General features: G+C 46.8%; 8 protein-coding genes. 7 read left to right on the top strand and 1 reads right to left on the bottom strand.

Annotated elements, in window-relative coordinates:
* The first annotated feature begins 2 nt into the window (after nucleotides 1-2).
* Genes AC58U0_RS05255 through AC58U0_RS05230 form a run of 6 tightly spaced genes read left to right on the top strand, consistent with a single transcriptional unit; the run spans nucleotide 3 to nucleotide 10,159 of the window.
* On the top strand, nucleotides 3-2,969 hold the full coding sequence (locus AC58U0_RS05255; protein WP_497377969.1) for an extracellular solute-binding protein: 2,967 nt from the start codon (nucleotides 3-5) through the stop codon (nucleotides 2,967-2,969).
* Entirely contained in the window at nucleotides 2,956-3,930 is a 975-nt protein-coding gene (locus tag AC58U0_RS05250; RefSeq protein WP_497377968.1) for a carbohydrate ABC transporter permease, read from the top strand. The genes AC58U0_RS05255 and AC58U0_RS05250 overlap by 14 nt, the downstream gene beginning before the upstream one ends.
* Entirely contained in the window at nucleotides 3,931-4,830 is a 900-nt protein-coding gene (locus tag AC58U0_RS05245) for a carbohydrate ABC transporter permease (RefSeq protein WP_497377967.1), read from the top strand.
* A gap of 33 nt (nucleotides 4,831-4,863) precedes the next feature.
* A complete protein-coding gene (locus AC58U0_RS05240) occupies nucleotides 4,864-6,294 on the top strand; it encodes a DUF5060 domain-containing protein (protein ID WP_497377966.1) in 1,431 nt (476 codons plus the stop codon).
* 28 nt (nucleotides 6,295-6,322) lie between these two features.
* Entirely contained in the window at nucleotides 6,323-7,777 is a 1,455-nt protein-coding gene (locus AC58U0_RS05235) for a DUF5605 domain-containing protein (protein WP_497378252.1), read from the top strand.
* Between the two features lie 21 nt (nucleotides 7,778-7,798).
* Entirely contained in the window at nucleotides 7,799-10,159 is a 2,361-nt protein-coding gene (locus tag AC58U0_RS05230; protein WP_497377965.1) for a glycoside hydrolase family 95 protein, read from the top strand.
* Nucleotides 10,160-10,650: 491 nt separating this feature from the next.
* On the opposite strand, the gene AC58U0_RS05225 is transcribed toward AC58U0_RS05230, so the two are convergent.
* Complete coding sequence (locus tag AC58U0_RS05225) at nucleotides 10,651-10,995, bottom strand: putative endonuclease domain-containing protein (RefSeq protein ID WP_497377964.1); 345 nt, start codon at nucleotides 10,993-10,995, stop codon at nucleotides 10,651-10,653.
* A 435-nt stretch (nucleotides 10,996-11,430) separates the two neighbouring features.
* Between AC58U0_RS05225 and AC58U0_RS05220 the strand changes: the two genes are divergently transcribed.
* On the top strand, nucleotides 11,431-12,522 hold the full coding sequence (locus tag AC58U0_RS05220; RefSeq protein WP_497377963.1) for a Gfo/Idh/MocA family protein: 1,092 nt from the start codon (nucleotides 11,431-11,433) through the stop codon (nucleotides 12,520-12,522).
* The last annotated feature ends 2 nt before the right edge of the window (nucleotides 12,523-12,524 follow it).

Below are 12,524 nucleotides of genomic sequence, written 5' to 3'. Positions count from 1 at the left end.
GGATGAAGTTGAAGGTGTTTTTTCGAACCCGGGTATGGATTTCAACGATGCTGGCGATCGTATGTATGCTCAGTCAAACGCTTCCCGGTTTAGCGGATACAAGCCTTTCATCGGGGGTAGATTCGAAGATAACGAGCATGGAAAATCAGGCGAATTCATCCAAGCAACTGGATCCTTATTATTTTGAAAAGCTTGATCAGTGGAAAAAGGAAGGAGCTTCGACCGATCACATGGGGAAAATGACCATACCTGGCTCGAAGCTGGTTGGTCAGTCGGATAACGCGAATGTTTCTATAGGATCCTATAACGAGAAAAATGGCGTTTTGATCTGGAATGCCGCAAGGGATGAATGGATCGAATACGAAGTGGACGTGGCGCAAGGCGGATTGTATACGATCGAAATGTCATACAATCCTTTCGTCGGTACGAAATACCGCAAGCCGATTGCGTTAAATCTGACCGTTGATGGCTCAAGCCCATATTTGGAATCGAAATCGGTCGAGTTATACCGGCATTGGAAGGATAAGTTTCCCATTCGCAAAGACGATAAAGGCGATGAGATTCGCCCAACAGCGGATGACAAATCCGGATGGTTATCTTGGGTGCTGCGCGATTTGTCCGGCGTATACGAAGATCCGCTAACCTGGTATTTGAAACCAGGGAAGCACAGAATCCGGTTGGCGGGCAGTGATCCTTTTGCACTGGAATCCATAACGTTAAAAGCGCCAGACCAAACAACCGACTATAAAACCGTGAAAAGCAAGTGGCCAACAGGTGCTCCTACAGTACAAGCGGACCCGATCGTGATCGAAGCCGAACAGATGCAATGGAAGAACGATTCATCCATATCCCTGGCCTACGATAACGATATTGCTTCTACACCCAGTGTACGCGGCCATATTACTTATAATGTGGTAGACGGTTCCCGGTGGTCATCGAATAATCAAGAGATCAGCTGGAACTTCGACGTACCGGAAACCGGCTACTACAAAATTGCGATGCGCGCGGATCAATCGTACGTATCTAACCGCTCTTCGTTCCGTCAGATTATGATCAACGGTAAAGTGCCGTTTTCGGAACTAAAAGCCTATCGGTTTATGTATTCTTCCGGCTGGAAAGGTACAACACTGGCAGACGATAAGGAGAATCCATATGAATTTTACTTGGAAAAAGGGACTAATACGATCTCGATGCGCGTCACATGGGCTCCACTCGGTTCAATTTCTTCCGATTTGGATCATACGATAAGTGAATTGTCGAAGCTATCCGCTGATTTAAGAACGCTGACCGGCGGGGTGGACGATAAAAACCGAACATGGGATTTCAAAAAAGACCTCCCTACTTTCGTCGAACAATTACAAGGCGTACATGATGATTTGGATGGGGTTCGGGCACGTATGGCAACCATCAATGGCCGTCCAGATGCTGTTGCGCAAGCGCTTGTGACTGTTCAGAAAGATATGGAAGACTTGCTGAAAAACCCAGATGAAATTCCGTATAATCCAAGCATCCTGAACAGGCTGCAAGGCAGGGTGGCGGAACAAATTAAACAGCTCTCCTATCAGCCTCTCCAATTAGATCGTATTTATGTCGTGCCTGCTGAGCAGCCGCTTCCGAAGATGTTACCGACCTTCTACGAAAAATGGGAAGGGGCAATCATCAATTTTATCGATTCCTTCAAATCAAAAAGAACGACAAACAAGGAAGAGATGGTGCTTGATGTCTGGATGCTCCGAGGGCGGGATTACGTTAATATGCTGCAAGGTCTGGCGGATGAAATGTTTACACCGCAAACCGGAATCAAAGTCAGAGTGAATCTGCTCAAAGATGAGAAACTGCTTGTCATGATGAATGCCGCAGGAATTGCGCCTGACGTTGCGTTAGGCTTGCAGCAGCAAATTCCGTTCGACTATGCGATTCGCGGTGGGATCTATAATCTGAAGCAATTTCCGGACTTCGACGAGTACTATAAGCAATTTTCCCCGGGTACGTGGCCGGCTTTCTATTATAATGGCGGTTACTACGCCGTACCGGAAACACAGGAGTTTCGGGTGATGTACTATCGGAAAGATATTTTACAAAGATTAGACCTGAAGGTTCCGGACACATGGGATGATCTTTACAAAATGCTGCCTGTGCTGCAGCAGAACGGTATGAACTTCACACCGGTTAATGATCACGGTATCTTCCTGCAGATGCATGGGGCAGAATACTATCTGCAAGATGGCTCGAAAACTGGGCTGACGACAGAGAAAAGCTTCAATGCGTTCAAACAATGGACCGAGCTGCAAAACAAATATGCGATCGATCAACAAATGGATAGCTTCTACCAGCATTTCAGAGACGGGTCGTATCCTCTCGGTATTGCCGATTTGAATACGTATCTGCAATTGAATGTAGCGGCTCCCGAACTGAATGGATTGTGGGGGGTAGCTCCTGTGCCCGGTGAACGGCAGAATGATGGAACGGTAGCCAGGTGGATGGGTGGAAACATGTATTCTTCGATGATTATGAAAAACGCCAAGCATCCGAAGGAAGGTTGGGAGTTTCTGAAATGGTGGACTTCGGCGGAAGTACAGGAAAGGTTCGGCACAGATTTGGAAACGCTCAACGGCGTGACATTCCGCTGGTTTACATCGAACATGGATGCGTTTACTCAGCTTCCCTGGAAGGAAGATGATCTGCAAGCGATTTTGGAGCAATGGAGATGGTACAGGGAAGTTCCGAATGTACCAGGCGGCAGCTATCTAATGGAGCGCGAATTGAAAAATGCATGGAACCGAACCGTGATTGACGGGATGAACTACCGGACTTCGCTCGAACTGTCCGCGAAAGAATTGGACCGCGAAGTCCAAAGAAAACTGCAGGAATTTAAATTTGTCGACGGAAACGGAAAAATGGTAAGGTCATTGGACTTGCCGGTTATTACAAAGCCGTGGGAAGGGGTGGATAAGTATGTTAAAAAGTGAGCCGCTAGTGCTGCCTAGTGTTCATACTTCCACAAAACGAGTGAAGAAAAAGGATCGTACGCTGCTGCAAACGATTTGGTCATATCGGGTGTCTTATTTATTCATAGCGCCATTTATGATCTGTTTCATTCTTTTTATCTTCCTTCCTGTTCTTTCTGCGATCGTACTTAGTTTTACGTATTATAATTCCATTGAACCTCCTCGATTCGTTGGCTGGGACAATTTCCGTTACATGATATCCCAGGATTTGATTTTGCTCAAATACGCGCTGCCGAACACCATTACATTTGCGTTACTCGTCGGACCAGGTGGATATATGGCAGCTTTTTTACTAGCGTGGCTGATCTCGATCCTGCCCGGCATCTATCGCAAATGGTTTACACTCGCTATGTATACGCCTTCCTTGGCAGGCACGATAGCAATTGGCATTATATGGGTTCCTATGTTATCTAGCGATCGAATTGGTTATTTAAATAGTGTTCTTCTGAAATTCGGATTCATTGCCGAACCCAAATTGTGGGCTACTAGCAAAGAGTATTTGATGAGTTCCATGGTCTTTGTCACACTTTGGAAAAGTATGGGGATCGGGTTCCTAGCCATGCTGGCCGGTATATTGAATGTGAATCCGGAGCTGTACGAAGCAGGCAAACTGGATGGCATTCGCAGCAGGCTGGAAGAAATTTGGTACATAACAATTCCCTCCACAAAGCCGCAAATGTTGTTTGGAGCTGTCATGGCTATCGTCGGTGCAATTCAATCCGGAGAAATAGGTCAGACGCTTTCGGGCATGAATCCGACGCCGCAATATTCGGGCCATGTTCTCCTGACTCACATGCACGACTATGGATACACCCGTTTTGAGCTCGGTTATTCGACGGCGTTATCCGTCCTTCTGCTTATATTTATTTACTTTGCTAATAAGCTATGCGAAAAGCTGTTTGGCACGAAGGAGGGCGAATAAATGAGCGTCGCGGGAACTCTTCGAAATTTCAATTCGTGGCGAAAACGGAAAAGGCTGCGCAGATTTAGTCATATGGAAAAGATTTCTATTATCATTCTCATTTTGATGAGTATTTTTTTGCTGCTGCCGCTGGTCTATATATTTAATCACGCATTTAAGCCATATGAGGAATTGTTCATTTATCCGCCGAACATATTCGTGAGACATCCTACTCTTCAAAGCTTTATGGAATTAGCGTCCATAACGAAGGGGACGGCAGTTCCAATCACGCGATATTTGTTTAATAGTGTGATTGCCACTGCACTGGGTGTTACTGCAATCGTTATTGCAAGTGCCATGTGCGCTTATCCGATTTCCAAGCATGAATTTCCTGGTCATAAAATGATATTCGCGACGATACTTTTGACACTGTTGTTCGTTCCTGAAACGGTTTCGATTCCCAGATATTTGATCATCAGCCAATTGGGTATTTTTAACACGTACTGGGCACATGTCCTTCCGCTCGTAGCTGTGCCAACAGGTGTTTTTCTGATGAAGCAGTTTATCGATCAACTCCCAGATGAATTGCTCGATTCCGCTCGGATGGACGGAGCCAAAGAATTTACGCTTTTTTTAAGAATCGTCATACCCGTCGTTATGCCTGCGATTATGACAGTCAGCATCATTGCATTTAACTCGGCATGGCTCAGCACGGAAGCATCGGAAAACTTTATTCAGGATGAGGAATTAAAAACGTTTCAGTTCTATGTGCAAACTTTGACCTCCGGTTTGGCGAACAGTGTGTCAAGGCAAGGTGCTGCGGCTGCGGCTGCGATGATCCTATTTCTACCGAATTTCATCATGTTTTTGACGTTCCAAAGTAAGGTCATCGCGACAATGGCACATTCCGGTATCAAGTAATGATCATAACGGATTGAGGGGGATAACGTACCGATGGGCATTCATCAGAACGGGCGAGAAGTGGATAAATGGGGACGGTTTGAGTTGACGTTAAAAGGACCGTCTGAAGGCAATCCGTTTCAGGAGGTTCAGCTATCCGCCCGATTTCAATACAAGAACCTCGTTATAGAGCCTGATGGCTTTTACGATGGAAACGGAACGTACCGGATCCGCTTCATGCCTGATCGAGCTGGCGTTTGGCGCTATGTTACCCATAGCAATCACAATGATCTTGATGGTCATTTCGGCGAATTCGTATGTGTCGAGCCGTCTCCCGAGAATCACGGTCCCGTGAGGGTAAAGGATCAGTATTTGTTCGCTTATGAGGATGGTACGTCATATATGCCGTTCGGCACTACCTGCTATCATTGGACTCACTACAATGAACAGCTGGAGGAGCTTACTTTACAAACGTTGAAAGATTCTCCATTCAATAAAGTGAGGATGTGTCTGTTGCCCACACGGGATATGAAGCCTCCTCTTCAGTTAGTCTTCGATGGAGCGTATCCAGAAGATGTGGATAAAACGCGATTTAATACCGAATTTTTTGCCCATTTGGAGCAGCGGATCGACAATTTGATGCAGCTCGGCATAGAAGCTGATCTCGTCTTATTCCACCCTTACGATAAAGGGTTTTGGGGCGTCGATAATATGGACGCGGAATCCGATATCTTTTACTTACGCTACGTGATCGCACGTCTTTCCGCTTTCCGGAACGTATGGTGGTCGCTTTGCAATGAGTACGACTTTAATTCCTTCAAAACGGTCGACGATTGGGATCGTCTGATCCAATTCGTACAGCATAAGGACCCGTACCAACATCTTCGTTCGATCCATAACGGGACGAAGATGTACAAATCTTCCTGGTTGTACGATTTCTCCAAGCCTTGGATTACTCATCAAAGCATACAGCACTGGGATGCGGAGCTTACGACAAGCTGGCGGGAGGCGAATCCGAAACCGATCGTCATTGACGAAATATCCTATGAAGGCAACAGCTCTAGACGTTGGGGCAATATTTCCGGAGAGGAAATGACCCACCGATTTTGGGAAGCCATGTCCCGAGGCGGGTTTGTCGGGCATGGTGAATCGTTCATCGACAAGCAGACCCGGGCGTGGATATCCTCGGGGGGTAAACTGTACGGAGAGAGTACGGAGAGAATTGCCTTTTTGCGAAAAATTATGGAGGAAGGTCCTGCAGATTGGATGAAAGCTTGGCAGCAAAGAAATTATGGGCTTAAGTATTTCGGTCATCACCAGCATGCCTATAAGTTCATTGATCTCCCTGAAAATGCTTCCTACCATATCGAGATTATCGATACTTGGAACATGACGATTACACCGGTTAAAGGCACGTTTCGCGGACGAAGCAGGGTTGACCTCCCCGGAAAACCTAATCTCGCATTACGCATTTTGAAGGTTTGAAGAGAAAACCCGGAAGGAGGAGGTCAGACTGATAGTAACCAAGGAAGTTGAACGCTGGAGTGTGTTTGAGCTGACACTGGAAGGTCCCTCAGATGGAAACCCGTTCACTGACATACGTCTCTGCGCCATATTCAAGAAGGAACTGCATGTTGCTGAAGCGGAAGGATTTTACGATGGCAACGGGAAATACCGTATCCGGTTTATGCCGGAGGAAGAAGGCGTATGGTCGTATGCAACGTCAAGCAATTGTTCGGATCTGGACAGGATATCGGGAGAGTTTACTTGCACCATCTCAGCAGCCGGAAATCACGGACCTGTTCGGGTAAAGAATGCTGCTCATTTTCAGTATGCGGATGGAACTCGGTTCACCCCGTTTGGCACGACGTCTTATGTATGGCATTTGCAAAGTGATGAACTTCAGGCGCAAACGCTGCTTACGCTGCAGAATTCGCCATTTAACAAAATTCGCATGTGTGTGTTCCCGAAAAACGATGGGTTTAATTACGCTGAGCCAAGTTTCTATCCTTTTGAAGGCTCGTCAGAACAAGGATTCGATTATAGCCGTCTTCGCCCGGATTATTTTGCCCATTTGGAGAAAAGGGTAAAGGATTTGGCAGATTTGGGCATAGAGGCGGACCTCATTTTGTTTCATCCGTACGACGAGGGACGTTGGGGCTTCGATGAGATGTCTTCGGAAGAGGACGATCGTTATCTACGTTATGTCATCGCACGTCTTAGCGCATACCACAACGTCTGGTGGTCGCTTGCCAATGAATACGATTTAATGAAGTGTAAAAGTCTTGAGGATTGGAAGCGTTTATTTCGAATTGTTCAGGAATACGATTATGGCGGACATTTGCGCTCGATCCATAATTGTCAAACCTGGTATGACTTCGGAGTTCCATGGGTGACGCATGCGAGCATCAAACATACCGACGTGAGAATTGCATCGGAATGTACCAAGCATTATGGAAAACCGGTCATTATCGATGAATGCGGTTACGAGGGAAATCTGGATACCCAGTGGGGCAGTTTGACCCCTGAAGAGTTAGTTTGCCGGATTTGGGAAGGAAATTGCCGTGGAGGCTATGTTACTCACGGAGAAACGTATTTGAATGCGGAGCAAGTTCTTTGGTGGTCGCATGGAGGGGAACTTCATGGACGAAGCGTTCGGAGAATCGAATTTATGCGCGGCATTCTTGAGGATGGGCCGGCTCATATGACTTACAGCAGTGATCGGCTTGACGCCGCAACGTTGGAGGTAAGAGGCGAATTTTATTTACAGTACTTTGGCCCGCATCGTTTTGCATTCCGCGAATTTGCACTGCCAGATGGGAAATATGAGGTTGATCTGATCGATACATGGAACATGACCATCACGCCGCTTAGTGGGATATATGAAGGTCGATTCCGAATTGATTTGCCTGCAAAGCTTTATTACGCATTGCGAATACGAAAAATGACCGATTCGTCTAATAAATAGCTTAATCAAGGAGAGATGTCATTGGAACATTTGCGGAAATCAACTGGTGTTACAAAGCTGTGGTATGAAAAACCGGCAAAAACGTGGAATGAGGCATTACCGATCGGCAACGGACGTCTGGGTGCGATGATATTTGGAAAAGTAAATCAAGAACGGCTGCAATTGAATGAAGACTCGGTTTGGTACGGCGGACCGGTGAACGGAGACAATCCGGATGGTCGGCGATATTTTCCGGAAGTAAGGCGTTTATTAAGTAAAGGGAAACAAATTGAGGCAGAAGAGCTGGCGCAAATGGGGTTAATGTCCAATCCCAAATCCATGCGTCCCTATCAACCGTTGGGTGATTTGCATTTCTACCACGACGGGGAAAAAAAGATGATTTCCAATTATTACAGGGACTTGGACATTGAGCAGGGTATCGCCCATGTTAGCTATTGCCTAAACGATGTCCAGCATGAGAGGGAATTGTTCAGCAGCGCGGTCGATCAGGTGATGGTTATCAGGATCACGTGCAATCGGCCTGCAACATTGAATCTCAGGATGCATTTGAGCCGAAGACCGTTTGATGAAGGTACGCAAAGGATAGCCAACGATACATTGGTAATGAGCGGAGAAAGCGGAAAAAACGGAGTGACGTACTGCACGGCTGTAAAAGCTGTTCCAGAAGGCGGAACGGTGGATGCAATCGGTGATTTCCTCACTGTTCATCAGGCGGAAGCTGTTACTATCTATCTTTCGGCTGCAACCACATTTCGGCATGAGGACCCTCAAGCCGAGTGTATGCAACAGTTGGTTCATGCGGCAAGTAAGGGATACGAAAGGGTCAAGCAGGATCACGTTTCGGATCATACTTCTAAATTTGGACGTGTAAAGCTGGAGTTGGGACGTCCTAAAGATGCCAGTGAAATCGAAGTACTGCCTACTGATGTCAGACTTCAACGGTACAAAGACGGTGGTGAAGATCCGGGGCTCATTTCTCTGTTTTTCCAATATGGCCGTTATTTGCTTATGGCTAGTTCCCGCCCTGGTTCAAACCCTGCGAATTTGCAGGGCATTTGGAATGAAAGTTTTACACCGCCATGGGAATCAAAATACACAATCAATATTAACACAGAGATGAATTACTGGCCTGCGGAAGTTTGTAATTTGTCTGAATGCCATGAGCCATTGTTTGATTTGATCGATCGTATGCGGCCTCATGGCAGGAAAACAGCGCAGAAGGTGTATGCTTGCAATGGATTCGTCGCTCACCATAATACCGATATGTGGGGATCCACGCAAATTGAAGGGAATCATATTCCAGGTTCGATTTGGCCGATGGGTGCCGCTTGGTTATCCCTGCATCTCTGGGAGCATTATCGGTTCGGCTTGGATGAATCATTTCTCCGAGAACGGGCGTATCCGGTTATGAAGGAAGCGGTTGAATTCTTCCTGGACTATTTGTTTGAAGATGAAAAGGGACGTCTTGTTACGGGCCCTTCTACCTCTCCCGAAAATAAATTCATCGGTCCCGACGGAAGCGTAGGTTGTCTGACTATAGGGCCTTCCATGGATACCCAAATCATTTATACATTAATCAGTGCATGTATAGAGGCTGCCGACATTCTTCAAACGAATGAAACGATACGGCCGAAATGGGAAACTACACTTCACAAGCTGCCGCAGCCGCAAATCGGCAAGCACGGACAGCTGCAGGAATGGGTGGAGGACTGGAATGAAGTGCATCCGGGCCACCGTCACATCTCTCATTTGTTCGCGCTCCATCCCGGAGAAATCATTCATGCAAGGCATACGCCGGAATGGGCGCAAGCGGCCAAACGGACGCTGGAACGCAGGTTGGAGAACGGGGGCGGCCAAACGGGATGGAGCCGTGCTTGGATCATTAATTTTTTTGCGCGCTTGGAAGACGGGGAACAAGCCTATGAGCATGTTCGCTTGCTGCTTTCCCTCTCGACACTACCGAACTTGTTCGACAATCATCCACCTTTTCAGATTGACGGTAATTTTGGCGGAACGGCGGGAATTGCCGAGATGCTTCTGCAATCGCACCGTGGGGAGATTGCACTGCTTCCGGCATTACCGAAGGCATGGATGCGTGGTAAAATCAGCGGTTTTCGCGCCCGTGGCGGTTTCGAGATCGAGATGGAATGGGAGGAAGGCGAGCTTACGCGCTGTGTCATTAAAGCGACGAAAAGCCAATTATGCACCGTAACGTGCATACGCCCGCAGTCGTCTCTTATCGTGGAAATGGATGGGAAGCCGGTTGAAACCATAACTTCAGAGTTTTTAACTAAGTTCGATGCTGTTGAGGGTAAGACGTACGTGCTCGTAGCGGGGAAGCAAACACAGTTTAAAGAAGCGAAGATGGTAACCAACATTTAGCGCTGAAAAATAGGATCATGCACAAGGCCACCGTAATCGGTGGCTTTGTTTGTCGTACTGCCTATCACTCAGACATATTTGGCGACTTTTTGTCAGACTCTGCGTCGTACAGCCTTTCTCAAGACATCTCGGCGACTTTATGGGCAACCTATGTTGTTGCAATGATGTATTTCTCTTCGGCGACTTTTTGCACCGACACTTTTGCTGCAACGATGTATTTCATCGTTGTGTTACAGGTCGGCAAACTCTGTTGTTATGGAATGTGCTAAGTGATAGATGTATGTGCGTTGCTTACCGCGTCCGCCAGGGATTAGTATTCCCTTTGAGAGTAAGCTGCGAAGCAGGTTGCGTGCTTTTTGCTGCTCAACATTTAACGCCGAACATACGTCAACCGGTTTTACTTTTCTATTGTTTCGAAGCGTAATACGGATAACCTCTCTTTCTTCAACAGAATAGCTGCTGTACTGACCGGAGTGACTGCTTCCAAACCATTACCCCATGAATTGATGAATCATTTGCTCGCACATTCTAGGTTTGTCTTTCACATCGTCGAAGGAGAAGCGAAGTAATTTCCAGCCATCGAGCATCAAATGATTTTGTCGGATCCATTGATCGGAAAACTGAGATCGTGTAATCTTCTGCAAGTGAGGGCCGTAGCCGTCGATTTCTATTGCCAACCGGACATGCCCGCGAATGAACGCAAAGTCGATAAATCGTGTACCGTCGCGGAAGTCTTGGATTTCATACTCAGGCACCAGATTTTCAAAGTTTGAGAAGGCGGGCCACCATACTTGCTCCAAAAATAACTTTTCCGCATGACCGAGTCCTTCTTTCAAACGCTACCGCGCTTCACTTTTTCGCGACTTTACATGGTGTCTTATAAATTTCCGAATAAGCAAGTTCAACCTTCAAGCGTCATACCTCCTTAGGAAAAAATAAAGCCGCTCCCCAGTCAGGATAACCTGAAACCGGGCAGCGGCGTGTGCTTCACAACCGTATATCTATTGAAATTTTATAGCACAAAGCTGAAATCTATGGCTACTTTAAACTTTGTCTACTTTTGGAATAGATAAAGACAAGACCATAGTAATATACAGTAACAACCCCTCCAAAACTTTCCTTCAACGAACTCCTGAACTCAGTATCCATAGGCACATATCACACCATCAAAACTATCCAATCATTGTGGTCGAATGATCCCTAAAAAAAGCATGAACAGCCTATAAATGTTTTTTCGTAGTGATGTAATGTAGTAATTAAGAGGTGATACCATGGAATTTATTAGACCAGAGGATTATTTGCCGAGAAAGCAACATATACCGGACTTGAAGAAATACGGAATCGGCTTGATCGGCTGCGGGAGCATCGCGAATACGGCGCATTTACCCGCCTATCGTAAGTATGGATTGCATATTGCGGCTGTCTGCGACGTCAACGAGGAAGCGGCTCGCGCTACAGCGGAAAAATTTGATATTCCCTATTGGACGACCGATGTTAATGAACTATTGCAAAATGATGAAGTTGGGATTATCGATTTAGCGATCCATCCTGAACCGAGACGGGAAGTGCTGAAACAGATCGGCAAGTCGCCTCGGCCTGTTTTATGCCAAAAACCGTTAGCGTTGGATTTGGAGCATGCTCAGGTGCTTAATCAAGAGGCGAAACGGCTGGGAATCGTGCTTGGCGTGAACCAACAGGCTCGCTGGGCGCCTGCTCATAGAGCGCTGAAGATGGTTCTTGAGCAGGATCTCATCGGTGAGGTATACAGCATTCACCATGATATGCGTTCCTTCCAAGACCAAGCCGGCTGGTGGTGGACGAAAATGAAAAATTTCAATATTGTCGATCACGGCGTCCACTATGTGGATTTGTGCCGATATTTTAATCCAAATCCCGAAGAAGAGTGGTCCCGGGTACACTGCACGACAGCTCAGCTGAAGCAGCAAAACGCGGTTGACCCGCTGATCTATTCGGCAAACGTCGAGTTTGGTCCTAAAGGCGGACGAAACTCGCTCATGGCTTCGCTTCATTTTAACAATATTGCCAAAGCAAGCCGTTCCCATAGCAACACCTGGTGGGTTGACGGTACGGAAGGAAGCCTCTGGTGTACGCAGGATACGCTCTATATGGCGCTCAACAAACACAAAAACGTCGTTCATGAGATCAAGCTAAAAGGAACTTGGTTCCCTGACGCTTTCGCAGGATCTATGATCGCATTCATGACTGCCATGGAGGAAGGCGAGCGTCCGCCGGTTACTCCGGAAGATAACTTGCAGACTATCGCTATGACGACTGCAATGGTCATTTCCAGTCAAGAAGGATGCGTAGTGGAAAGAACGGACGTGTTGAAAGGAAGCGATTAATC

It is taken from the genome of Paenibacillus sp. J31P190, from assembly GCF_059692075.1.
The sequence above is the reverse complement of the archived record's forward strand: the minus strand, read 5'-3'. Positions and strand labels throughout refer to the sequence as shown.

Coding starts and splice junctions, on each gene's coding strand:
- AC58U0_RS05255 (WP_497377969.1), top strand. CDS start 3: ATGAAGTTGAAGGTGTTTTTTCGAACCCGGGTATGGATTTCAACGATG.
- AC58U0_RS05250 (WP_497377968.1), top strand. CDS start 2,956: ATGTTAAAAAGTGAGCCGCTAGTGCTGCCTAGTGTTCATACTTCCACA.
- AC58U0_RS05245 (WP_497377967.1), top strand. CDS start 3,931: ATGAGCGTCGCGGGAACTCTTCGAAATTTCAATTCGTGGCGAAAACGG.
- AC58U0_RS05240 (WP_497377966.1), top strand. CDS start 4,864: ATGGGCATTCATCAGAACGGGCGAGAAGTGGATAAATGGGGACGGTTT.
- AC58U0_RS05220 (WP_497377963.1), top strand. CDS start 11,431: ATGGAATTTATTAGACCAGAGGATTATTTGCCGAGAAAGCAACATATA.